Below are 22,142 nucleotides of genomic sequence, written 5' to 3' on the forward strand. Positions count from 1 at the left end.
GGAAATCATCGAATGAATATACATTATGTATGTATAGTTATTCGTCAAAATTCAACTTTTTTGGAGGATTTGGAATGAAGGGACAATCAGCCGGAATCGGCTTTTTTGGGCTTGCTGCCATGGTCGTCGGAACGATGATCGGCGGAGGCGCATTTAACTTGCCAGGTGCGATGGCGCAAGGTGCCGGGGTCGGTTCGATATTGATCGGTTGGACGATTACGGGCCTCGGCATGGTCATGCTCGCGTTCGTGTTTCAATTTTTAGCGAATACACGCCCTGAACTTGAAGGTGGGATTTATGCCTACGCGAAAGAAGGGTTCGGCAAGTTCGTCGGGTTCAATAGCGGATGGGGTTACTGGATGTCGGCGTGGATTGGGACGGTAGCGAACATTACGTTAATCTTCAGCACGCTCAGCTACTTCTTTCCGATTTTCTCGTCAGAACATCGGACGTTCCGTTTACTCATGAGTGCAGTCGTCATTTGGGGGCTGTTTTGGATTATCTCGCGCGGGATGAGAGAAGCAGCACTCCTCAATATCGTCACGACGATCGCGAAGCTCGTCCCAATCTTCTTGTTCATCGTCCTCATCTTGTTCGCTTTTCAAATCGATACGTTCCAAATCGACTTTTGGGGTCAGTCCGGCTTCAGCTGGTCACAAGTGTTCCCTCAAGTGAAGTCGACGATGCTCGTCACGCTTTGGGCGTTTGTCGGCATTGAAGGAGCGGTCGTCCTATCGTCACGGGCTCGTCATAAACGAGACGTCGGACGGGCGACGGTGATCGGACTTGTCGGAACGCTCATCATTTATATGATGGTCTCGATTTTATCGTTCGGGGTGATGACGCAAGAACAACTCGCGGCACTTTCGGAGCCGTCGATGGCGTACGTGCTCGAGGCCGTCGTCGGACCGGTCGGTGCGACCATCATCAACATCGGACTCCTCGTCTCGCTCTCGGGTGCCCTGCTCGGGTGGACGATTCTCGCGACAGAGATTTCATACGTCGCCAGTCGTGACGGCGTGTTCCCGAAACTGTTCAATCGGCTCAATCAAAATGAGACGCCGGTGAGCGCCTTGTTCATCACACAAGCGTTCACGCAACTCGTCACCATCATCGCCCTGTTCTCAGAACAGACGTACTTGGTGCTCTCGAGCATCGCCGGGATTGCGGCCCTCGTCCCGTACTTGTTCTCGGCCTTGTTCGGTTGGAAAGAGGCACAACGCACAAGGACTCGCTCGATGCTTGTCACGTCGGGCATCGCGACCTTGTACGCGGCATGGCTCCTCTACGCGTCGGGTGTCAACTATATGCTCATCGCCATGATCCTTTACGCGCCGGGCGTGTTCGTCTTCATGTTGGCCGAGCGCGAGCAAGGTCGTCCGTTCCTAAGCCGTCTGCAATATATAATCGCGATCGTCATCCTGTTGGCAGCCACGTATGGTGTGTTTGGACTATGGACAGCGACCATCAGCCTATAATAAAAAAGTCATTGCCCGTCGTGAGACGAGCGATGACTTTTTTATTGTTGTTGGCCTGTTAATAAACGAACGACTTCGATTGGAGGCATCGGTTTGGCGTACAAAAAGCCTTGGAACGAGTCACAGGCGGTTTGTTTCAAGTGGTCGAGCATCTCCTGGTTCTCGACCCCTTCGGCCACGACATGCAAGTGCAGGCTCTTACCGAGGTGGACGATGACATCGAGCAAGTGCGACTTCGAGGCGAGCCAATCATCTAAAAAAACTTTATCGATTTTTAGTTCATCGACCGGGAACGACTTCAAGTATTGGAGTGAAGAGAAGCCGGTCCCGAAGTCGTCAATCGATAGGCGATAGTCAAGAAGTTTGATTTGTTCCATCCGAGCAATGATTTCATCCGTTTGTTGCATGACAAGACTTTCTGTGATTTCGAGAATGATGTCGGACGGATTTAAATCAAATTGTTGTTTAATGTTACGGAGCGTATGGATGAAGCTGTCACTTCGAAATTGATTCGGCGAAATATTGACGGCCATCGACAGCGGATGATCGACGAGTTGTTGCCAGGCTTTTAATTGTTTAGCGGCTTCAAGAATGACCCAATTGTTAATTGGTACGATTAATGCCATCTCTTCGGCAAGTGGAATGAACTCTGAAGGCGGGATTTGACCGAGTTCATCATGGTGCCATCGCAGAAGTGCCTCGAAGCCGATGAGGGCATCGGTCTGTAAGTCATATTTTGGTTGGTACTCTAGATAGAAATGTTTTTCTTCGAGCGCTTGGTAGAGTGCTTTCTCGATATGGATTTGACGTGAGAACGCACCATCCATATCTTTCGTGACGAACTGGATCGTCCCGACACCAATCCGTTTGCCTTTGAACAAGGCGTTCTCGGCTCGCGTATACAATTCTTCTAGTGAAGACGTGGCTGATGGATAGAAGACGCAACCGATAGAAATCGAAACCATGATGGAATGATGATAAATCCGGAACGGGCGTTGCAGTTCATGTTGGAGCTGGCGCAAGAACTGGAACACTTCTTTTTTCGATTGTTCGAAGAACAGCAACCCGAACAAACCACCTGACGGATGGAACATGATGCTTGTATCGGGCATAAACTGTGCGGCTCGGGCTTTGATTTGAACGAGCAGTTCGTTACCGACACGCGAACCGAACGATTCGTTGATGATCTTGAATCGGTCGATATCGAATAAGGCAACGTGAACCAAACCATTACTTTGATCGACGTCCTTCAATATATGAGCGTACTGACGCATCCATCCTTTTTTATTCAATAATCCAGTCAAATCGTTGTGGTAAGCGAGATAATTGACATCTTGTTCAAGTCGTTTTTTGTCTGAAACATCGAAGCCAAAGGCTGTATACTGGATGACATTCCCTTCCTCGCTCAAGATTGGGACGACCGTCAAATTGAGCCAGCACATGTTGATCGTATGTTGTTCCGAACGAATAGGCATTTCGCCGTTCCAAATCCGGTCAGTCGTAAGTGCTTCAAGCACGTCCACCGCAATCGGGTCATTTTCAAACGACGGATGGATGAGCTCGAACCAATTGCGACCGATGAATTGCTGCTCGGTTGCCCCGATCAACTTGCGCAGTAATGGATTGATTTCGGTAATCTGTCCGTAGGCGTCCACGGCCAAATAATACGTGGATTGCTCAATCATCGCTTGGAAGTGGTGAAGCAGATTGAACTGTTCTGTGCTAATGAGTGGACTAAATCCTTTTGGTAAAAAAGCTATGAAGTATCCAGTGAAGTTGTCAACGGAAAAGGATTGCAAATAGGCGATTGCATAGACGACAGACCCGTTTTTATGTCTGAATGGCGTCATTGCTGTCGTCGAGAACGGATATTGAAGGAGCAGTGGCGACCACGTCTCGAGCGTTCGCTTTAAGTGTTGGACGACCGGAAGCGGATGATGAAGGACCTCGTCCCGTTCCCATCCGAAGAGTGTTTCCGCATATTCGTTCCACAGCAGAACGTTGCCGTCGAAAGTGATGTAACAACACGGTACAGACAACGCATCAATAAACTCTTCAATCGGCAAATCACGCAATGAAGCCACAATATTTCCCCCAATCTACATCAACTGAATCTTAGTATACGTTCAGTGTACCTTATTTTCCCAAGCCGAGGAATGGGCAAGTTGGTCGTTGTCAAAAGAAAGACCGGCATCATATACTGAGAGGGTAAGGTAGTTTTTTGATAAGGGGGAAAGCAAATGTCAAAGACACAAGAAGTGATTGAATTGACAGAGAAGTTCGGGGCACACAACTATCATCCGCTTCCAATCGTCATCTCGGAAGCGAAAGGAATCTGGGTGACAGACCCAGAAGGGAACCGCTACATGGATATGTTAAGCGCATATTCGGCGGTCAATCAAGGCCATTGCCATCCAAAAATCATTCAGGCGCTAAAGGATCAAGCGGATAAAATCACGCTGACGTCACGCGCATTTTACAATGATCAACTCGGTCGTTTCTACAAGAAAGTGGCAGCGCTTACAAAAAAAGAGATGGTGTTGCCGATGAATACGGGCGCGGAGGCGGTCGAGACGGCGGTCAAAGCGTCACGCCGTTGGGCGTATGAAGTAAAAGAAATTCCGGGACAAGCAGAGATTATCGTCTGCTCGGGTAACTTCCACGGACGGACGATGGCAGCTGTTTCGATGTCGACGGAAGCGGAATACCAACGCGGATTTGGTCCGTTATTGCCAGGATTCAAGGTCGTTCCATACGGGGACATCGATGCGTTCGAGACGGCCATTACGGAAAATACGGCGGCGTTCATCGTCGAGCCGATTCAAGGCGAGGCCGGAATCATCATTCCGCCGGCCGGTTACTTGAAACGTGCCAGTGAGCTGTGCCGGCAGCATAACGTGTTATTTGTGGCCGATGAGATTCAATCGGGGCTCGGCCGCTCGGGCAAATGGTTCGCCATCGAATGGGAAGAGGTAGAGCCAGATATGTATATTCTCGGTAAAGCGCTCGGGGGCGGCGTATTCCCGGTATCGTGTGTCGCAGCCAATGAAAACGTGTTGAGCGTATTCAATCCAGGCTCGCACGGGTCGACGTTCGGCGGAAACCCGCTCGCGGCAGCCGTGTCGATCGCGTCGCTTGAAGTGCTAGAGGAAGAGCAACTGCCACAGCGTTCACTTGAACTCGGGACGTACTTCATGGACCGATTGAAATCGATCGACAATCCGCTCATCAAAGATGTACGCGGACGTGGCTTGTTCATCGGAATCGAATTGACGGAAGCGGCACGTCCCTATTGTGAGGCGCTCAAAGAGCGTGGCCTGCTCTGCAAAGAGACACATGAGACTGTGATTCGTTTGGCGCCACCGCTCGTCATCACGAAAGAGGAGCTCGATGAGGCGTTCGAAGCCATCTCGGCCGTGTTCGCACCGGCAGCTATTTCGTGATTACGCATCGCTTGTTATAATGAATACAGACAAACACCTGTCTCGCGACGTGCTCGCGGCAGGTGTTTTTTTGAAAGGAGACGGGGCCATGCTCTATGTATACGTCGGGGTGGCCGGGGCGCTCGGTGCCCTCGCACGTTACGGGATCGGAATGGCGATTGCGTCATCTTGGACAAGCGTGTTTCCGCTCGGGACGCTCGTCATCAACTTAATGGGCAGTTTTATTCTTGGGTGGTTGACGCACTTCTTATTTCGATCCGGCCGACTGTCACCGACAGTCGTCACTGCTCTCGGGACGGGATTCATCGGCTCATTCACGACGTTCTCGACGTTCAGTGTCGAGACGATTCAATTGCTCGAGGCCGGCGCGCTCGGTTCAGCTCTGTTTTACGTGACGCTCAGTCTCGGGCTCGGGTTGCTCAGTTCATGGCTCGGCTTTTGGTTCGGACGGCGACGGTTCAATCGAGCGATCATGCGACAGGAGGAAGTGCGATGACGCTTCTCCTCATCATGGTCGGCGCGTTCTTCGGGGCGATGGCACGATTTGGGGTCGGTCAGTTCGTCAAAACCCGGACGACATCGGCGTTCCCATGGGCAACGCTCATCGTCAATGTGACCGGTTCGTTCGGTCTTGGATATTTATACGGGGCGAGTGTTCACCAAACGCTCCTACTCGGTCTCGGAGTCGGCTTTCTTGGCTCGTTCACGACGTTCTCGACGTTCAAGCTCGAAGTGATGCGGTTTGTCGCTAAAGACTGGCTTCGTTTCGGGACGTATTTGCTCGCGACGTATCTGCTCGGGCTTATAGCGGCCTATATCGGTTATCATCTGCCATGACAAATCCCTCGGAAACGTATTCCGAGGGATTTGTTTTATTCACTGAGTTGCAGTTTTTCAGCACAAGATGCGCATGTGCTCTCGTATGATTCGCACTGCTCATCCATGTGGTTCCCGCATTCTTGACACGTCTTGTCCGGTAACTTCCGATAAAATTCGACGGAAGATTCAAGTCGGCTTGCCCATTCATTCATTGTAACTGCCCCCTTTATTTAAGTAACGTAGCTATTATGTTGTTTTGATTGTATTATAACAGTAGTGTATAAGTCAACAATAATATATAACAGATTTATAAATCGGATTTTGTTAGAATGAGAGTACAGAAAACGAGGTGAGATGGATGAAAGCACCCCAGTGTGAAACAATCGCCATTCAAAGTGAAGATGTGACGGTGTTACAACGGGCACTGACAGACCTAGATGCGGTTCGAGTCAGTCGATTGTTCAAGGCGTTCGCCGATCCGACCCGGCTCAAAGTGTTGTACGTCATGACGTTAGAACGGGAACTGTGCGTCTGTGATGTGGCGGCCGTAATCGGACATTCAAACGCGACGGCGTCGCATCATTTACGGACGTTGCTCGAGCAAGGGCTTGTCAAATATCGAAAAGATGGAAAAGTCGTCTACTACTCACTCGACGACGATCACGTCCGACTACTCGTCGAAATCGCGATGGCCCATAGTGCCGAACAAATTGATGCGTGATAAAGAGCCAGCTGGAATTCCAGTCGGATCTTTTTTCGGTTGTAATTGTTTGAGTACAGCGTTACGATATATTCAAATGAACGTTTGAATGTAAAAGGGGCGAAATAATTATGAAACGGGATATATTACCTGTCGAAGGAATCACATGTACGAACTGTGCCGCCAAAATCGAGAAAAGCGTGACGGGGGAGTACGGTGTCGCCGCTTGTCAAATCGATTTTGCGACAAGTCGAATGATAATCGAATGGGATGATGCGAAAGATCACACGAAGACGCTTCGTGCCATCGAAGCGACGATGGCGCGAATTGAACCGGGTGCCCATTTTGTCAAAGACGAGACGGAAGTGCCGACGTCGAGCCGCTTGTTATGGCGGTTCGGGATTGCATTCGCATTCCTACTCGCCGGTTTGTATACCGATTCCTTTGTTGTGTACGGCATCGCCTACGTGGTCGCAGGTTATGATGTCGTCTATGCCGCCGTTCGTAACGTATGGCATCGGGAATGGTTTGATGAAAAATTTTTAATGACGATCGCGACGGTCGGTGCGATTGCGATTAGGGAGTATCCGGAAGCGGTTGCCGTCATGCTGTTCTATCAGCTCGGTGAATATTTCCAGGCGCGGGCCGTCCATGCCTCACGGCGGTCGATTCAGTCGCTGTTGAACATGAAACCGGTGATTGCGCGCGTATTCGAGGACGGACGGGAAGTCGAGAGACGTCCCGAAGATGTGGCGGTCGGTAGTGTCATTATCGTTCGAGCAGGCGAACAGGTCCCGATGGATGGTCGTGTGCTACGCGGTTCGAGCTCGCTCGATACGGCTTCTCTGACAGGAGAGTCGTTGCCACGTCAAGTCGGACTTGGTGAAGACGTATTGGCCGGCATGATCAACCTCGAAGGACGGCTCGAAGTTCGGGTCGAGCGACCGGCCGCGGAGTCGAGTCTGCAAAAGATGATTGTCCTCGTTGAACAGGCGAGCCTGAACAAGGCGAAGACGGAACAGATGATCACACGGTTGGCGAAGGTATATACGCCGGTCGTCGTCGTGCTCGCGGCGGTCGTTGCATTTGTCCCGCCGTTGTTTGTCGGAAATCTCGAGGAATGGGTATACCGGGCCTTGATTTTCCTCGTCATCAGTTGTCCATGCGCCTTGGTGATCTCGATTCCACTCGGCTATTTTGGTGGGATTGGTGCAGGTTCACGGCGGGGCATCCTAGTGAAAGGCGGCGAATATTTAGATGTGCTCGCCGAAGTCGATACGGTCGTATTTGATAAGACCGGCACGCTCACGACGGGACGTTTTGATGTGACCGCTGTCGCGACGAGCGGGGAGCTGACGCCAGATGAATTGCTTCAGCTTGCCGCTCGTGTTGAGATGGCCTCCACGCATCCGCTCGCAAAAGCAATCGTCGAGCATGCGGGTCCAGTCGCACCGTTCTCAACAATCCAAGAAGAGCCGGGTTATGGACTGATGGCTGTAGACGGTGCAAACCGCATTTACGTCGGCAGTGCCCGCTATGTCCAAAAATTAGGTTTTCCAATTCCAGAGGAGACATCCGGGACGATCGTCCATATCGTCAAAAATGATCGCTGGCTCGGACGAATCGAGTTACGAGACGAAATGAAGGAGGATGCGGAACAGACGATTCGTACGTTGAAACAATACGGCTATCGGACAGTCATGCTGACGGGTGATCGGCAAGAAGTCGCGAATACCGTTGGTTCAGCGATTGGCATCGATGAAGTGTACAGCGAGTTGCTTCCGCATCAAAAAGTAGCGGAAGTCGAGCGGTTGGCAACAACCGGCAAGGTCGCTTTTGTCGGTGACGGATTGAACGATGCGGCGGCGCTCGCACGGGCCGATGTCGGACTCGTGATGGGTGGTGTCGGAAGTGATACTGCGGTCGCAGCAGCCGACCTCGTGCTGATGAACGACGCCCCACGCGATGTGGTGGCGGCGATTGAATTAAGCAAACGGACACGACGGATCGTCTGGCAAAATATCACGTTCGCGTTCGGGATGAAGGCGCTCTTCCTCTTGCTCGGCGTATTCGGGCTCGCTTCGATGTGGGAAGCCGTGTTTGCCGACGTCGGGGTTGCCTTGCTCGCCATCGGGAACGCCGCCCGATTGATTCGCACCAAATAAAAAAACCTCGAGCATGCTCGAGGCCGGGAATCGATTCATTGGAGTCGGTTCTTTTTTTGTGTTTTGAAAATCAAAAATAAAATGACGATAATCGCAGCGCTAAGGAGGATGGCGATGGACGTGAGGGCTTGCATCAGTACATCGATTTGATTCTCGGTCGCAATCAATTGTTTGCGGATGTCATCATACTGCATCTTTTTTAAAGCACGTAAATCTTCGAGGATCGTTTGACGTTGATCGGTGATCGTTTCGGCGAGAGTGGTCGAAGCCTCGATGTCGCCTTGTTCATAGAGAACGAGTACTTGCTCGGCCCCTTGTTCCCAAATCGCGTCACGATGAAGCAAATCAATGAGCGAACTCGGCGTATGCGGGTCGTTCATGATTGATGTCTTCAACTCTTCAGCCTGCTGGGACATACTATAATAAGATTCTAAAAAGCGCCGGTCTTCATAGGCGAGCAGACCACGGATTGCGTTGGCCCGTTCAATATTGAAATACATGATTTCTTCGATGTCGTCATACGATTCGAGGCGTTGATCGTGAATCGATTCGACTTGCCGCATCGTATCGCGAAGCTGAACGGCAAAACTCGTCAAGACAAGAATGGATAAGACCGATAGCGAAACGAGTAAAATCAGCCATTTTCGTTGGGACATGTCATCCCTCCTTCTGTTATCCATCGTACAATATTCGTTGATTTCACCGCAAAATATTTTTTTGGGAAAGGAAAAAACGGGTAAAGGTATAAATACATAGTAAAGCGTTTCTTATTATCGTTTACAATAAAGCGAGGAACGATTTCATTCATAAGGAGAATACACATGCCAGAGAACTCATCGTTACACAAGTTGCACCAGGTCTTGAAAGAACAACGAACGAACATACAATACGAAATTCCGACCTTGTGGAACCGCCTGCAATTTCCTTCAGAGCCTGTCCGAGATGGCGTCGCACGGGTCAATCCGTACGATTTTCTGATTGAGACGATTGAAAAAGCGATTCTTCCGCATGCGGTCGACGGACGAGACTATCGCCAATCGGTCGCCCAAGCGGACGGATATCTGCAAACCGGCGGCGATTGGATTAAGCGTGCCTCGGTCTACTCGATGCAAGTCCGAACCTCGACGTCTTGGGACCATGACGGTTCAGGATATGTCGAGATGGAGAATTCAAGCGGGATGAAGGACACGGGAACATTCGTCAAGACGCTCGCGCTGATCCCGCACCTATTGTACATGGGAATCGATACGTTGTTCTTATTGCCAATCTCCCAACATAGCCATAAAAATAAGAAAGGCGAATTCGGTTCTCCTTACGCCGTACAAGATTTTTTTGGAATCGATGAAGAACTAAAAGAGACGTTGACAGGAGACGGATTGACGGTCGAAGAAGAGTTCGCCGCGTTCGTCGAGGCATGCCATATGGTTGGGATTCGTGTCGTCATCGACGTCATCCCGCGTACATGCGCCCGTGACAACCGACTCATCTTAGAAAATCCCGAATGGTTTTATTGGATCCCGGTGACGGAACTCGATTATTATCATCCGCCGCATGTGCCGGGTATCGGTGAGAACGTGAAGCCGGAACACGCTTTCTTGCCGATGATTTACGGATCGGAAGATGTGTGGGCCCATCTGCGTCGCTTCTCGATGGCACCGAATCTTGTCGATGCGGACAAATGGGAGACGGTGAAAGCGTACTTGCTCGAGCATCCGGAAGAGAACTTGCTCGCGGTCATCGAGCGTGAGTTCGGTTTGACGACCGCTCCAGCTTTTTCGGATTGTATCAATGACCCGCAACCGCCGTGGTCAGACGTCACATACTTCCGTCTGTTCCTCGATCACCCGACAGCGGCTGCGCCTTACGTCAATGAGGCGCACTTGGCTCCGTATATTCTGTTCGATTCGATCAAGTCGAATCAATTCCGGGGCGATCAAATCAATGAGCCGCTATGGGCGATGCTCGCTGATATCATTCCGCACTACCAGCGGGAATTTGGGATCGATGGGGCCCGCATCGACATGGGCCACGCCTTGCCGGTCGATTTGGCGCAACGAATCCTGCAACAACCACGTGCACTTGACGCCAACTTCAGCTTTATCGCTGAAGAGTTGATTGAAATCGGGGCGTGGGCAGCGAAAGAAGCAGGGTACAACATGATTATCGGCTACGGGTTCTATAAGGAACCTCGATTCGACACACATGAGACGCACCAATTCATATATGATTCACGCTTCCTGCCGTTGCCGGTTTTCGCAGCCGGAGAGACGGCAGACACACGCCGTTTAGCGACAAGGGACGGCGGACGCCAAGCGAGTCGCTTGCTCACTGTCCTGAACGGGTTCGTGCCGAACGGCGTCCCGATGACGAACTCTGGGCTCGAGCTGTATGAGACGCAACCAATGAATACAGGGCTCGACTGCCGACCGGAAGAGGCGTATCAACTGTTCCCGACCGACCCTTATTTTGGGAAACTTGCCTTCTTCGACGCGTATCAGTTCCACTGGGATCATCCGGAGCGTGAGGAGATGATTGAACTCATGCATCAAGTCGCAGAGGTGCGACGTCGTTGGTTGGATGTGCTCGTCAATCCGAGCCATTTTGAACCGCTCGCGATGCAACAGATGGACGCGCCGTTCATCGGACTCGCCTGGTTACGTCCGGACACGAACGAGACGCTCCTAGTCGTTGCTAACACAAGTATGCATCAGGCGTTGCAGGGTAAAGTCCCGCTCGACGGGGTGCGCCGCCGTAACTGGAACGCGAGCCGTTTCGCTGAGATGGTCTATTCACCAACTTCATGGCCGTATGCCGAGCACTCGTTTGACGAGGATTGGGATCTCTGGGTCGACTTAAAGCCAGGTGAAGTCAAAATTTATGAGATGAAATGACACATGCCTCGAACCGCTTAGCGGTTCGAGGCATTTGGTTACATCGACTGTTTCATGTAATAAATGACAAACTCATCGAGCGGCATCGGTTTCGCATAGCGATACCCTTGCATCGAGTCACAGCCGATTTTCCGCAAGAAGTTCTCTTGATACGCCGTCTCGACGCCTTCGGCGACGAGTTCCATCCCGAGTTGTCGGGCCATGGCGACGATGGTCGCGGTGACGGTCTGGTATTCGCGGTTCTCTTCGAGTTGCATGGTAAACTCGCGCGGAATCTTCAGCTCGTCGATCGGATAGCGGACGAGATAGGCGAGGGAACTGTAGCCGGTCCCGAAGTCATCAATCGACAGTTTGATGCCGAGCGCCTTTAATTCATTAATTCGTGTCAGCACACGATCCGAATGGTGGGCCGCTACAGTTTCAGTCAGCTCAAAGTTAAGACGACTTGGTTCAATCGGAAATCGTTTGAATAGAGACGTCAAATACTCGATTAGATGCTCATCGAACAATTGACGGACGGATAGGTTGACCGATAATTTCGGTAAATGGATGTCTCCTTGCTCAAAGGCGTACATCAATTGAAACGTCTCGTGAATCATCCAACGACCGAGGTCATGAATGTGCCCTGTCTCTTCGGCAATCGGAATGAATTGGCTCGGCGGGATGAAGATGCCGTCCCGTTTCCAACGCATGAGTGCTTCGGCCCCGATAATGGCTTTTGTCGAAGCGTCGATTTGAGGCTGAAGGTAAAGCGAAATCTCACCTTTCTCAAGAGCCGAATCGAGTCCTTCCATCAACAGCTTACGTTCTTCTTTATCCGCACGCAGTTCGGGTGCAAATAAAATCGTCTCGTTGCGTCCCTTGTCTTTCGCCTTATACATCGCAAGGTCTGCGTTTGAGAGCAAGTGTTTCAGGGTCGACCCATGCTCAGGATAGCGGACGATGCCAAATGATGCATGAATCTCGACGAGCGTCCCATCCATAAAATAAGGAGGGCGGTAGACGATGCGTCGCAATCGCTCGACTAACGTTTCGTCGTCACCGTGTTCGGCCACGACGATGAACTCGTCACCGCCTAAACGTCCTGCATATTCGTTCGGCAATAAGGCGTCTCGAAGTCGTTTTCCGATATGTTGTAGTAATTCATCGCCCATGCGATGCCCAAACTGATCATTAATCTCTTTAAAGCCGTCAAGGTCGGAAAACATGAGTGAGAACGGCTTGCCTTCACCAATGAGTCGTTCGATCTGCTCTTGAAGGGCATACCGGTTATGCAGACCCGTCAAGCTGTCATGGTTAGCTTGATGATAGATCTGTTCTTGTTGCACAATCATTTGAGTGATGTCTTTGACGATCGCATAAATCCCCTCGACTTCACCGTCGATGATCATTGGGATATTCATCAGCTGCCAAACCCGCTTCGACCCGTCACCGGTGATGACAGCGACATCGAGCGTCTGTGGTCGTCCGCTCGTTAAATCATGCAATACGGTCGTGTAAGCGAATCGGTCTTCGGGTTCGATAATATCTAAAATATTGGATCCGATTAACGTCTCCGTATCGTGGCCGAGGACTGAGCTACCGGCTTCATTCACGGACAGCACTTCACCGTGAAGGTCAAACAGGAAAATCGGTTCGGCATGATAAGCGAACAAAGACCGATACTGTTGCTCACGAATTTCAAGCTCATGCGCCTTCGACGTTACCGCGACTTCAAGATTCGTATTGACGGTATGTAAGCGATAACTGATCAACGCATTCTGCTTGGCAACGACGAACTGACGAATGAGCAACAATAAAACGGCGTTCGCGATCATCGAATTGAGCACGTCTGTCCCGAGCAACCGGTCAGAAGCGAGCATGAACAGCATGACGACTGTACTATAAACGACATAGTCGACTACGGAGTCATAAACGAGTGCCTCTTCCGTCTGTTCATCAAATACGTAGCTGATGGAAATGATAAAAACACTACATACTTGAAGTAGGTGTAACAGCTCATGCCCGATGCCGCCAAATACGAAAAGTTGGTTCAGAATCGACGTGATTGTGAAGCCGAGAATACCGATTAATAGGAATACACGAAAACGTTGACCGACCGGAGAAATCCGGTTCAAATATAGAAAACAAAGCATCATGTAAAGACTGATTAATACCATTTGTTCTTCGAAGCCATTCGAGTTGGAAGTGTAACTTCCACCGGTGTTCAAATGAAGAAAGAGATGCAATGCGCTTACAATGAGGAAGCTGAACAATGCAAAGATGTCAAACGTCCGCAACTTTAATGTTCGAATCTCAATCGATTGGGTGATGACAATCAGTGACATAATTAAATATAAGAAATTTTGAATGAATGGCATTCGGTCGTTTCCAATGGACAAAGCGAATTGATGACCAATCAAATAGGTGATGAAGCAAACGTTTCCGGCGCTAATCAATAAATGAATGTAGCGACGCATGCCCTGGTTTTGAAAGACGGCAGTGATGCTGAAAGCAGTCGCGATGAGCGTGACCGCCGTGAAATAGACGAACAAACTCGTCTCCCTCAAGTCATAAGGGGTGAATAGGATCAGTAAAAGGCCGAGAAAAAAGGTCCCGACGAGCAGGGTTGGGACTGTTTGGCGCAACGAGTGATTGGACAACTCATGCACCTCCTTCTGTATATGTCTAAGAGGCTCATCATTATTATCGGATTGTTGATGCATTTATTACACAAAAAAATCGACAGCGGCATGCTGTCGATTAAAGTGTATACGAATGTTCTTTAAAGTTACCGACGACCGAATTGATTTCCGAGACGGTGATAAACGCTTCCGAGTCGATGTCAGAGACGATTTGACGAAGTTTTGGGATCTCATTATTCTGCACGACGACGTACAACATCTTCTTCGAATCGTTCGAATAGCCACCGATTGCATCCATGATTGTGACGCCGCGTTTCAAGTTTTGTTTGATAACAAGGTTGATTTCATCGGCTTTTTTACAGATGATGAAGCATTGCTTTTGTGCCGAGAAGAATCGGTGGATCGTCAACAGCGTCCGCGACCGGACAAAGCTGAGGACGAGTGCGTACATGACCGCTTTAATATCGAACGTGATGAAAACGAGAACATAGACGATGATGTCTTGCGTCAAAAAGATTTTAGGGAGCGATAAATTACGGTTGTTCGTGTAAATGACTTTCCCGAGAATATCGAGTCCTCCGGTCGAAGCGCCTGCGAATAACAGCAAGGCGAGCCCGAGCCCAGAGACGATTCCGCTGAACACCGAGGCGACGAGCGGGTCGTCGAGCGGGGTCGGCGGGATGAGGACAGGCAACGTGTCGATCAAGATGGACGATAAGACGACGACGAGTCCGGTCAACAGGATAAATCGCTTCCCAAGGTATTTGATGCCGACGATAAAGAGCGGGATATTTAATACGAGTTGCGTAAATCCGATCGGTGTGTTGAACAATTCGTTAATAATCAACGTGATGCCGACGATACCCCCGGATCCGATCTCGTTTGGCTTGAGCAGTAAGCCGACAAAAATCGATTGTAAGATTGTCCCGGCGATGATGAATAAAGTCGTCTCGACGGCGATTCGTTTCCTAGTTTTTGCGTACATAGATAATGGCTAGGCGCCATACGCCCCCTTTGAATTAAACTCATTCAAGCGTACTCCGACGATGGCGGAATTTCAAGCGCCGAACGATTACAATTCGTTGTGGAAGCGGTCAATATCGCTTGCGAGTTGCTCATGTACGTAATCGATGACTTGAGCGTCGTCGAACAAGCCGAGCGGTGCGTCGTCTGGAATTGCGTCAAACGGTGACACGAAGTAAAGGACGGCCGCAACGAGGGCGTGTTGTTTATCAGGTTGCATCTCGAACTGGTCGTTGTAGATCGCGCGCAAGATGTTCAGCAGCTGTTTCATTTGGAAGTAGAGCGTCAATTCTTCTTCCCGTTCGATATTGCTAATCTCGCTTGATGCGACGTCGACCGTCACTTTCGCTAAAGCGAGTTCGCCTTGGACCAAGAGATCTCCTAGTGTTTCATTGTTTCTGTAATCCTCGGTTGCGCTCGTCAAAAAATGTTTGTATGTCGTTTTCCAATCTGACATGTATATTCCTCCTTCTGTCTTCCTCTACTAATATGCCCGTTTTTGCGATTTGGTTGCAACTTTTCCGAAAATTTAAGAAAATAGAAATAAGTGAAAAAGGAGGAATTGTACATATGTCTACTGTAACCATGCCGACCGAGGCAGAATTTGCCCGCTATGCTGAGCTTGCCGTCAAAAAAGGTGTCAACATTCAGCCGGGCCAACAGCTCGAAGTTCGAGCTGATTTAAGTCAAGCACCGCTCGTCCGTCAAATCGTGAAAGCAGCTTACGCGGCTGGGGCGAAACAAGTGTATGTCAACTGGAGCGACGAAGAGACGACGAAACTCCGTTACTTCAATGCCCCGGCCGATGCCTTTAAAGAGTTTCCAGAATGGCTCAAAGCCCGCTTTGAGCAACTGGCCGAAGAGAAGACGGCGTTCCTATCGATCGTCAGCGACGACCCGGATGCACTGAACGGCGTCGAGTCATCACGCATCGCGGACTCGAACCGTGCGGCCGGCGTGGCACTTGCGAAATGGCGCAAGTATGTCATGAGCGACAACGTCAGCTGGTCAATCGTTGCTGGCGCTTCGGAAGCATGGGCGAAGAAAGTTTTCCCAGACCGTGAAGACGCCGTACCAGCCCTTTGGAAAGCGATTTTCGAAGCGACGCGCATGGACCAACCAGATGTCGTCGCGGCGTGGGATACGCATGACGCATCGCTCCGTGAACGCGCGACGTTACTCACGAACAAGAAGTACACGAAGCTCCACTACAAGGCACCGGGCACGGAGCTGACGATCGGTCTTCCGAAGAAACACGTCTTCCTTGGCGGCGGCGGTCCGAACATCGACGGTGTCGATTTCATCGCCAACATGCCGACGGAAGAAGTGTTCACGCTCGCCGATAAAGATTCGGTCGAAGGACACGTGTCGAGCACGAAACCGCTCAGCTATAGTGGTAACTTGATCGATGGGTTCACGCTCTGGTTCGAAGGTGGGAAAGTCGTGAAGGCGGAAGCGAAACAAGGACAACAGGCACTCGATGAGTTGTTGAACCTCGATGAAGGGGCGCGCCGTATCGGAGAAGTCGCGCTCGTGCCGGACGATTCACCCATCTCGAACTCTGGTCTCCTCTTCTATAATACGTTGTTCGACGAGAACGCATCGTGCCACTTGGCGCTCGGACGCGCGTACTCGACATGTCTCGAAGGCGGACCGCAAATGTCTGCCGAAGAGCTCGCCGAGAACGGTGCGAACGACTCAATGACACACGTCGACTTCATGATCGGCTCGGCCGAGATGAACATCGACGGCGAACTCGAAGACGGTTCACGCGAAGCCATCATGCGTGACGGGAACTGGGTCATTTAAACAAGCAAGAGACGAATTCCTTTGTGGAATTCGTCTCTTTTATTATGTCAATTCATAGAGGAAAGCGAGGGCGTTTGGTAGCCGTCGTCGCCACGCGATCTCGTTATGGACGGCACCGGGCTCGACTTCATAGCGGAAGGCGATCCCTGTTCGCGCAATCGTCTCGACGAGTTTCGCGTTCGTATAGAGGTAATCCTCAGGTGTGATCGGTCCGCTCGTCTCGTTCGTCCCGATGTCCATATAGAGGCGCGCCGTCACATCGGCCAGCTTCACTTCCCGGATGAGGGAGTCGAGATTGGCCCAAGCGGCCGTCGAGAGCGAGCCGACGCGCCGGATGGACGGGTAGGCCGTCATCATATAGAGCGAGATGACCCCGCCCATCGAGCTGCCCATCACGCCGACGTCGTCCGGGTCGGTCGCATAGCGTTCATCGATCCACGGTTTCAACTCTTGCATGAGCCAGTCGGCGTAAGCACGCCCTTTACCCCCGAGCGTGGGCCGTGTCTTGGCGAGTTCCGGTCCGATTCGCCGGTATAGCATCTCATCCTCATAAAACGAATACTCATCGTAGCGGTCGAGCCAGTCCGGCGCACTCGCGATGGCGACGACCATGAGCGGCAATTGTAAGTCCTCGATGTGGCGGTCAATCGACCAACCTTCGCCGATCGTGGCGGTCTTGCCATCGAACACGTTTTGACCGTCGTGCATATAGAGGACCGGGATCCGCTCGTCAGCCGACACAAAGTCGGGACGATAGACGCGCACGATTCGTTTCTGTCCTCGTGTCATCTCGGTCGGTAACGTAAAGCTAAATTGCTCAAGCATGTAAAGCGCTCCCTTCCCATTAACTGTCTCCATTTTGCCGGGTGGAGCCGGGGAATGCAATCGGCACATTTGACTACCTACCGTTCGTTAGTTAAAGTGATGAGAGAGAAAGGGGACGATCTGTGATGAATACGAAACAACGAATCGAACTGGTGGCGCGGCGCCGATTTGCGCTTGAAGGATATGAAGGCTTGTCGCTCGCCTCGCTCGCTGAGGATGTCGGCATTAAAAAGGCGTCGCTATACGCTCATATCGAAGGGAAAGAACAACTGTTCAAACAAGTCGTCAAGGACATGGGGAACCGTTATGCACGTATCTGGCAAGAAGCACGGGACGCTTCCGTTGACGCTGCGCCACTCGAGCGAATCGAGGCAATCGTCGAGGCGTTAATTCGCTTCTTTGAAGAAGAAGAGACGTGGATGCTGACGAAACGGATGTTGCTCGTCCCACCGCCCGAGTTGCGATCGTTCATCGAGACGACGCTCGGTTCGGTCGAAACAGACTTACAAGCGTTTGAGAAAGAACAGTTTCGATTGGCGATGGAGCAGGGCGCCTTACCCGAACAGTCACTCGAGGACGTGTATGACGCCTATTATTGCTTTTTGGACGGAGCGCTTCTTTCGCTCTTCACGCTTGAGACGAATCGCGTCAAACGGCAACGGGCCGCATTCACGATTTTCAAGAAGGGAGTCGGGTGGACATGAAACAAGATCAACTAGCCTGGGTTTGGCTCGTGCTCGCCGGCCTGCTCGAAATCGTTTGGGCGACGACGATGAAACTGTCGAACGGATTCACGGTGCTCGGTCCGAGTGTAGTTACCATTCTCTTATTGATTGTAAGTTTTGGATTGTTGGCGATGTCATTCCGGACGTTACCGGCCGGGACCGGCTACGCCGTTTTTACCGGCATCGGGGCCGTCGGGACGGTCATTGTCGGGGCGATTTTGTTCGATGAGGCGCTTACCGGGATGAAGCTCGTCTTGATCGCGACGCTCCTCATCGGCGTGATTGGACTGAAACAAGTGACGGGAGGGGAGTCGGCATGAGTTGGGTATTTTTAATTGGAGCGGGTCTTGCCGAGATGATGGCCGTATTCTTTATGGGAAAATCGAAAGGCTATCAGATTTTCAAATGGTCTGCTCTATCCGTCGGAACGTTTGCTTTAAGTTTTTATTTATTGTCGCGTTCGCTCGAGACGCTCCCGCTCGGGCTGGCTTATTCGATTTGGGTCGGGATCGGGGCGGCCGGCGGGGTCGTGCTCGGCATGTTGTACTTGAACGAATCCCGGGACCGGTGGCGCATCTTCTTCTTATTGCTTATTATCGGGAGCGTCATCGGGTTGAAAGTTGTCGCGTGAGCAGGATTAGCTTCGAATAAAAACGGGAATTGAATAGTTCAGACTGTGAACGAAAGGGGCGGGGACGATGAGTCATATCAAACTGCAATCCGAGCGTCTACGACTCGAACCTTACACGATTGCTGATTTTTATTTCGTGAAATCGCTACTCCAAGATCCGCGGGTCATGCGCTTCATTAGCCCGGATGGAAAGCCGTATACGGATGAACAGACAATTGAATGGTTCGAGCGCCAGTTGGCCCGTTATCAGACGGGTCGTCAAACCGGATTGCTCAAATTGATGTCACGCGAGAGCGATGAGCCGATCGGTCACGCCGGCACGTTGCTTCATGAACTCGATGGCACGATTGAACTTGAAGTCGGTTATTGGTTGGCGCCGAAACATTGGCATATGGGCTACGGACGCGAAGCAGCGGCACGTCTCATGCGTCATGCATTCGAAGAAGGGGAGAAAGAGATTATTTCTTTGATTCATCCGGATAACGTCCCATCCCAACGAGTCGCGAAATCGAACGGGTTGCACTGGGATCGTGACACGGAGTATCAAGGTATGCTCGTCTCTGTCTATGCCGGAGATTTAGAGCGATTGTGCCGCCATATGAAGCGGGAAGAAATGACACGTTGAAAAAAATGAAAAAAAATTTTAAAAAACAGTTGCCAAGGCATTAGTTTCTTGATATATTAATAGTGTCCTTAAGAGAGGACACGACCTGATTCTGTAGCTCAGCTGGGAGAGCGCTACCTTGACAGGGTAGAGGTCGCTGGTTCGAGCCCAGTCAGAATCACTTGGGTGCCAAACCCGATGCGAAACCCATAGGAACGTGGGTTTCCGCGATGCCACTTCTTGCGAGAAGTGGCTTTTTTTGTTTTTCTTTCAATTGACAGCCTACATAAACAGTTGGTATATTCCTCTCAATACATACAGAAACGGGGAATTTTCCAATGGTCTTAACCGGAACGATCGTCAACGCGACGTTAATCGTGATTGGCACATTACTTGGGCTCTTATTTCACCGCATCCCCGAACGCATGAAAGAGACGGTCACCGCCGCCATCGGTCTCGCGGTCGTCTTGCTTGGAATTCAAATGGGAATGAAGAGTGAGAATTTTTTAATTGTAATCGGTAGTCTCGTCATCGGGGCGGCGCTCGGTGAATGGTGGAAGCTCGATGAGAAGTTGAACGAGGTCGGCTATCAATTGGAACACCGGCTCGGCGGAAAGAGCAAGTCGAGCATCGCCGAAGGGTTCATCACGGCGACGCTCATCTTCGTCATCGGGGCGATGGCCGTCATCGGCGCACTCGACAGCGGGTTGCGCGGGGACCATGACGTCCTCTATACGAAAGGGTTGATTGACGGCTTCACGGCACTCGTCCTCAGCTCGACGCTCGGAATCGGGGTCATGTTCTCTGCCGTACCGGTTCTCTTATATCAAGGGGCAATCGCCTTGCTCGCCATTCAAATCATGAAGTTCATCCCAGAGTCACTCATGGATGACTTCATTTTAGAAATGACGGCGACCGGTGGCGTCATGATCGTCGCAATCGGTTTGAATTTGGTCGGCATCACCCGGATTCGCGTCGCAAATCTATTGCCAGGGATTTTGATGGTCGCGGTCATCGTATCCATCCTACATATCGTATAATAGAAAATCCGAGACATGCGATGCGTGTCTCGGATTTTTCAGTTCTTCGGTTGTTCGACTTGTTCTTTCGCGCTTTCACGAAGTGCTGACGCCATAACGTCCGCCAAATCGCGCGAGCGGAGGACACCGACGCCACGGTCGGTCGGACCGTCCGGTGCGGCCACGTCCGCAATCAAGTCGTTCGTCGGTCGTGTCTCGTGAAGCAACAGTTCGGCCGATCCTTTCATCGCCTGGGCGACAATTTGGCGCGCCGTTGATTCGTCGAAGCCGGCATCGGTCAAGACTGGCGTCATCGAACCGACGATTTCATAGAAGAAAGCCGGACTGCATCCGGCGGCAGCCATGAAGGCGGACATCGTCTTCGCATCCGTCACCGCTGTGCGTCCGACGCGTTCAAACAGAGCCGTCGCGGTGTCGCGGACCGTATCATCCGTCTCAGGGCCGAACCAGAGCCCGGTCATCCCGCTCCGATAAGCGACCGGCGTGTTCGGCATCGCGCAGACGGCTGGGAGACCTGAAGCTTCTTCAAGCTCGCTCGGTTCGATATGGGCCGCTACCGAGACGAGGAGCGGTGTGATCCACGTCTTCAAGCGGACATATGGTAGCACCCCGTCCGGTTGCATCGCAAGGACAACGATGTCATACGCGTTGACGTCCTCCTCGTCGACGATTTGTACGCCGAGCTCGGCGTGAAGTTCTGTCAGACGTGTCCGGTCACTCCGGTTCGTCATCGTGATTTGTTCAGGAGACAGACCTGAGGCCAGCCATCCGCGGACGAGTGATTCGCTCATCGATCCTGCTCCTACCATTAAAATATTCATAATCGTCACCTCTTCACATAGATTCGGTCGTGTACATGTTGCCTATCATAACAAATGATGCGTCAAATAGCGCCTCTCGTGCTCAACTTGTGAAACAAAGGAAAAACGTGACACCGTCTTGTCACTGGGTTGTCGCAGACGTCACGGATGACAAGTCGGACGGGGCGAGCTATCATGGCAGTAATACTGGAGGCGATGAAAGTGAAACGAGTGTTAGTTCGGGGAATACGAGGGTACCAGCGCTTCATCTCCCCATTAAAACCACCGACGTGTCGGTTTTATCCGAGTTGTTCGCATTATGGGATTGAGGCAATCGAGAAACATGGTGCGCTCAAAGGCGGGTATTTGACGACGCGCCGACTAATGCGTTGCCAACCGTTCCATGCGGGCGGTCTCGACTACGTGCCGGACGAGTTCGATTGGAAGGCGCCATTACAACGTGAAAAACCCCCATCTCAGCGAGACGTCTAATCGACGGCTCGCTGTTTTAGATACAGGTCATTTTTCTATAGTTTGTTTTAGTACAATACTTTTGACAATCTTC

22 protein-coding genes and 1 tRNA gene are annotated in these 22,142 nt (G+C 51.2%); 15 read left to right on the plus strand and 8 right to left on the minus strand.

Annotated features, from left to right (window positions below):
- The first annotated feature begins 74 nt into the window (after positions 1 to 74).
- Positions 75 to 1,478, plus strand: coding sequence for a basic amino acid/polyamine antiporter (locus DPV68_RS12515; RefSeq protein ID WP_114167139.1), 1,404 nt, complete (start codon positions 75 to 77; stop codon positions 1,476 to 1,478).
- Positions 1,479 to 1,519: 41 nt separating this feature from the next.
- Here the strand turns inward: DPV68_RS12515 and DPV68_RS12520 are convergent, their stop codons facing one another.
- The gene (locus tag DPV68_RS12520; RefSeq protein ID WP_114167140.1) at positions 1,520 to 3,562 is read right to left on the minus strand and encodes a bifunctional diguanylate cyclase/phosphodiesterase; all 2,043 of its coding nucleotides are present in this window, start codon (positions 3,560 to 3,562) and stop codon (positions 1,520 to 1,522) included.
- 156 nt (positions 3,563 to 3,718) lie between these two features.
- Here DPV68_RS12520 and DPV68_RS12525 point away from each other — a divergent pair, with 156 nt between their 5' ends.
- The 3 genes from DPV68_RS12525 to DPV68_RS12535 all read left to right on the plus strand — a co-directional run bounded on the left by DPV68_RS12525 (position 3,719) and on the right by DPV68_RS12535 (position 5,758).
- Positions 3,719 to 4,921, plus strand: coding sequence for an ornithine--oxo-acid transaminase (locus tag DPV68_RS12525; protein WP_114167141.1), 1,203 nt, complete (start codon positions 3,719 to 3,721; stop codon positions 4,919 to 4,921).
- A gap of 88 nt (positions 4,922 to 5,009) precedes the next feature.
- Positions 5,010 to 5,417: a fluoride efflux transporter CrcB gene (gene crcB, locus DPV68_RS12530; protein ID WP_114167142.1), complete on the plus strand. Its 408-nt coding sequence runs from the start codon at positions 5,010 to 5,012 to the stop codon at positions 5,415 to 5,417.
- On the plus strand, positions 5,414 to 5,758 hold the full coding sequence (locus tag DPV68_RS12535) for a fluoride efflux transporter FluC (protein ID WP_114167143.1): 345 nt from the start codon (positions 5,414 to 5,416) through the stop codon (positions 5,756 to 5,758). The genes crcB and DPV68_RS12535 overlap by 4 nt, the downstream gene beginning before the upstream one ends.
- 35 nt (positions 5,759 to 5,793) lie before the next feature.
- Here DPV68_RS12535 and yhfH read toward each other — a convergent pair whose 3' ends face one another.
- Complete coding sequence (yhfH, locus tag DPV68_RS12540) at positions 5,794 to 5,952, minus strand: protein YhfH (protein ID WP_114167144.1); 159 nt, start codon at positions 5,950 to 5,952, stop codon at positions 5,794 to 5,796.
- A gap of 146 nt (positions 5,953 to 6,098) precedes the next feature.
- Between yhfH and DPV68_RS12545 the strand changes: the two genes are divergently transcribed.
- Positions 6,099 to 6,461 carry an ArsR/SmtB family transcription factor gene (locus DPV68_RS12545; RefSeq protein WP_114167145.1) on the plus strand — a complete coding sequence of 121 codons (363 nt, stop codon included), beginning with the start codon at positions 6,099 to 6,101 and terminating at the stop codon, positions 6,459 to 6,461.
- Positions 6,462 to 6,571: 110 nt separating this feature from the next.
- Positions 6,572 to 8,605 (plus strand): heavy metal translocating P-type ATPase, encoded by a 2,034-nt coding sequence (locus tag DPV68_RS12550; RefSeq protein WP_232819643.1) that lies wholly within the window; start codon positions 6,572 to 6,574, stop codon positions 8,603 to 8,605.
- 35 nt (positions 8,606 to 8,640) lie between these two features.
- Here the strand turns inward: DPV68_RS12550 and DPV68_RS12555 are convergent, their stop codons facing one another.
- Positions 8,641 to 9,261 (minus strand): hypothetical protein, encoded by a 621-nt coding sequence (locus DPV68_RS12555; protein ID WP_114167147.1) that lies wholly within the window; start codon positions 9,259 to 9,261, stop codon positions 8,641 to 8,643.
- A 165-nt stretch (positions 9,262 to 9,426) separates the two neighbouring features.
- Between DPV68_RS12555 and DPV68_RS12560 the strand changes: the two genes are divergently transcribed.
- Positions 9,427 to 11,496, plus strand: a complete 2,070-nt coding sequence (locus DPV68_RS12560) for an alpha-amylase family protein (protein ID WP_114167148.1) — start codon at positions 9,427 to 9,429, stop codon at positions 11,494 to 11,496.
- Between the two features lie 38 nt (positions 11,497 to 11,534).
- On the opposite strand, the gene DPV68_RS12565 is transcribed toward DPV68_RS12560, so the two are convergent.
- The 3 genes from DPV68_RS12565 to DPV68_RS12575 all read right to left on the minus strand — a co-directional run bounded on the left by DPV68_RS12565 (position 11,535) and on the right by DPV68_RS12575 (position 15,600).
- Positions 11,535 to 14,138 (minus strand): putative bifunctional diguanylate cyclase/phosphodiesterase, encoded by a 2,604-nt coding sequence (locus DPV68_RS12565; RefSeq protein WP_114167149.1) that lies wholly within the window; start codon positions 14,136 to 14,138, stop codon positions 11,535 to 11,537.
- Between the two features lie 100 nt (positions 14,139 to 14,238).
- Positions 14,239 to 15,105, minus strand: a complete 867-nt coding sequence (locus DPV68_RS12570) for a YitT family protein (RefSeq protein WP_114167150.1) — start codon at positions 15,103 to 15,105, stop codon at positions 14,239 to 14,241.
- An 87-nt stretch (positions 15,106 to 15,192) separates the two neighbouring features.
- Positions 15,193 to 15,600: a YkvA family protein gene (locus DPV68_RS12575; RefSeq protein WP_114167151.1), complete on the minus strand. Its 408-nt coding sequence runs from the start codon at positions 15,598 to 15,600 to the stop codon at positions 15,193 to 15,195.
- A gap of 113 nt (positions 15,601 to 15,713) precedes the next feature.
- Between DPV68_RS12575 and DPV68_RS12580 the strand changes: the two genes are divergently transcribed.
- Positions 15,714 to 16,952: an aminopeptidase gene (locus tag DPV68_RS12580; protein WP_198662316.1), complete on the plus strand. Its 1,239-nt coding sequence runs from the start codon at positions 15,714 to 15,716 to the stop codon at positions 16,950 to 16,952.
- Between the two features lie 42 nt (positions 16,953 to 16,994).
- Here DPV68_RS12580 and DPV68_RS12585 read toward each other — a convergent pair whose 3' ends face one another.
- Positions 16,995 to 17,777 carry an alpha/beta hydrolase gene (locus DPV68_RS12585; RefSeq protein ID WP_114167153.1) on the minus strand — a complete coding sequence of 261 codons (783 nt, stop codon included), beginning with the start codon at positions 17,775 to 17,777 and terminating at the stop codon, positions 16,995 to 16,997.
- 125 nt (positions 17,778 to 17,902) lie between these two features.
- On the opposite strand from DPV68_RS12585, the gene DPV68_RS12590 reads away from it, so the two are divergent.
- From DPV68_RS12590 to DPV68_RS12615, 6 genes are all read left to right on the plus strand, one after another.
- Entirely contained in the window at positions 17,903 to 18,481 is a 579-nt protein-coding gene (locus DPV68_RS12590) for a TetR/AcrR family transcriptional regulator (RefSeq protein ID WP_114167154.1), read from the plus strand.
- Positions 18,478 to 18,822, plus strand: a complete 345-nt coding sequence (locus DPV68_RS12595) for a DMT family transporter (protein ID WP_114167178.1) — start codon at positions 18,478 to 18,480, stop codon at positions 18,820 to 18,822. The genes DPV68_RS12590 and DPV68_RS12595 overlap by 4 nt, the downstream gene beginning before the upstream one ends.
- On the plus strand, positions 18,819 to 19,133 hold the full coding sequence (locus tag DPV68_RS12600) for a DMT family transporter (RefSeq protein WP_114167155.1): 315 nt from the start codon (positions 18,819 to 18,821) through the stop codon (positions 19,131 to 19,133). The genes DPV68_RS12595 and DPV68_RS12600 overlap by 4 nt, the downstream gene beginning before the upstream one ends.
- A gap of 67 nt (positions 19,134 to 19,200) precedes the next feature.
- Positions 19,201 to 19,758: a GNAT family N-acetyltransferase gene (locus DPV68_RS12605; protein WP_114167156.1), complete on the plus strand. Its 558-nt coding sequence runs from the start codon at positions 19,201 to 19,203 to the stop codon at positions 19,756 to 19,758.
- Positions 19,759 to 19,845: 87 nt separating this feature from the next.
- Positions 19,846 to 19,918, plus strand: a tRNA-Val gene (locus DPV68_RS12610).
- 157 nt (positions 19,919 to 20,075) lie between these two features.
- Complete coding sequence (locus DPV68_RS12615) at positions 20,076 to 20,777, plus strand: DUF554 domain-containing protein (protein WP_114167157.1); 702 nt, start codon at positions 20,076 to 20,078, stop codon at positions 20,775 to 20,777.
- A 38-nt stretch (positions 20,778 to 20,815) separates the two neighbouring features.
- On the opposite strand, the gene DPV68_RS12620 is transcribed toward DPV68_RS12615, so the two are convergent.
- Complete coding sequence (locus DPV68_RS12620) at positions 20,816 to 21,598, minus strand: pyrroline-5-carboxylate reductase family protein (protein WP_114167158.1); 783 nt, start codon at positions 21,596 to 21,598, stop codon at positions 20,816 to 20,818.
- 195 nt (positions 21,599 to 21,793) lie between these two features.
- Between DPV68_RS12620 and yidD the strand changes: the two genes are divergently transcribed.
- The gene (yidD, locus tag DPV68_RS12625) at positions 21,794 to 22,069 is read left to right on the plus strand and encodes a membrane protein insertion efficiency factor YidD (RefSeq protein WP_370447079.1); all 276 of its coding nucleotides are present in this window, start codon (positions 21,794 to 21,796) and stop codon (positions 22,067 to 22,069) included.
- The last annotated feature ends 73 nt before the right edge of the window (positions 22,070 to 22,142 follow it).

The sequence above is a fragment of the Exiguobacterium sp. TNDT2 genome (assembly GCF_003331145.1).
Lineage (GTDB): Bacteria > Bacillota > Bacilli > Exiguobacteriales > Exiguobacteriaceae > Exiguobacterium.

Excerpts from the sequence above, each read along its gene's own strand:
- DPV68_RS12550 (WP_232819643.1), top strand. The coding sequence starts at position 6,572 with ATGAAACGGGATATATTACCTGTCGAAGGAATCACATGTACGAACTGT.
- DPV68_RS12570 (WP_114167150.1), bottom strand. The coding sequence starts at position 15,105 with ATGTACGCAAAAACTAGGAAACGAATCGCCGTCGAGACGACTTTATTC.
- DPV68_RS12590 (WP_114167154.1), top strand. The coding sequence starts at position 17,903 with ATGAATACGAAACAACGAATCGAACTGGTGGCGCGGCGCCGATTTGCG.
- DPV68_RS12615 (WP_114167157.1), top strand. The coding sequence starts at position 20,076 with ATGGTCTTAACCGGAACGATCGTCAACGCGACGTTAATCGTGATTGGC.
- DPV68_RS12525 (WP_114167141.1), top strand. The coding sequence starts at position 3,719 with ATGTCAAAGACACAAGAAGTGATTGAATTGACAGAGAAGTTCGGGGCA.
- yhfH (WP_114167144.1), bottom strand. The coding sequence starts at position 5,952 with ATGAATGAATGGGCAAGCCGACTTGAATCTTCCGTCGAATTTTATCGG.
- DPV68_RS12585 (WP_114167153.1), bottom strand. The coding sequence starts at position 17,777 with ATGCTTGAGCAATTTAGCTTTACGTTACCGACCGAGATGACACGAGGA.
- crcB (WP_114167142.1), top strand. The coding sequence starts at position 5,010 with ATGCTCTATGTATACGTCGGGGTGGCCGGGGCGCTCGGTGCCCTCGCA.
- DPV68_RS12580 (WP_198662316.1), top strand. The coding sequence starts at position 15,714 with ATGTCTACTGTAACCATGCCGACCGAGGCAGAATTTGCCCGCTATGCT.
- DPV68_RS12605 (WP_114167156.1), top strand. The coding sequence starts at position 19,201 with ATGAGTCATATCAAACTGCAATCCGAGCGTCTACGACTCGAACCTTAC.
- DPV68_RS12555 (WP_114167147.1), bottom strand. The coding sequence starts at position 9,261 with ATGTCCCAACGAAAATGGCTGATTTTACTCGTTTCGCTATCGGTCTTA.
- DPV68_RS12600 (WP_114167155.1), top strand. The coding sequence starts at position 18,819 with ATGAGTTGGGTATTTTTAATTGGAGCGGGTCTTGCCGAGATGATGGCC.
- DPV68_RS12515 (WP_114167139.1), top strand. The coding sequence starts at position 75 with ATGAAGGGACAATCAGCCGGAATCGGCTTTTTTGGGCTTGCTGCCATG.
- DPV68_RS12595 (WP_114167178.1), top strand. The coding sequence starts at position 18,478 with ATGAAACAAGATCAACTAGCCTGGGTTTGGCTCGTGCTCGCCGGCCTG.
- DPV68_RS12560 (WP_114167148.1), top strand. The coding sequence starts at position 9,427 with ATGCCAGAGAACTCATCGTTACACAAGTTGCACCAGGTCTTGAAAGAA.
- yidD (WP_370447079.1), top strand. The coding sequence starts at position 21,794 with ATGAAAGTGAAACGAGTGTTAGTTCGGGGAATACGAGGGTACCAGCGC.
- DPV68_RS12545 (WP_114167145.1), top strand. The coding sequence starts at position 6,099 with ATGAAAGCACCCCAGTGTGAAACAATCGCCATTCAAAGTGAAGATGTG.
- DPV68_RS12535 (WP_114167143.1), top strand. The coding sequence starts at position 5,414 with ATGACGCTTCTCCTCATCATGGTCGGCGCGTTCTTCGGGGCGATGGCA.
- DPV68_RS12575 (WP_114167151.1), bottom strand. The coding sequence starts at position 15,600 with ATGTCAGATTGGAAAACGACATACAAACATTTTTTGACGAGCGCAACC.
- DPV68_RS12620 (WP_114167158.1), bottom strand. The coding sequence starts at position 21,598 with ATGAATATTTTAATGGTAGGAGCAGGATCGATGAGCGAATCACTCGTC.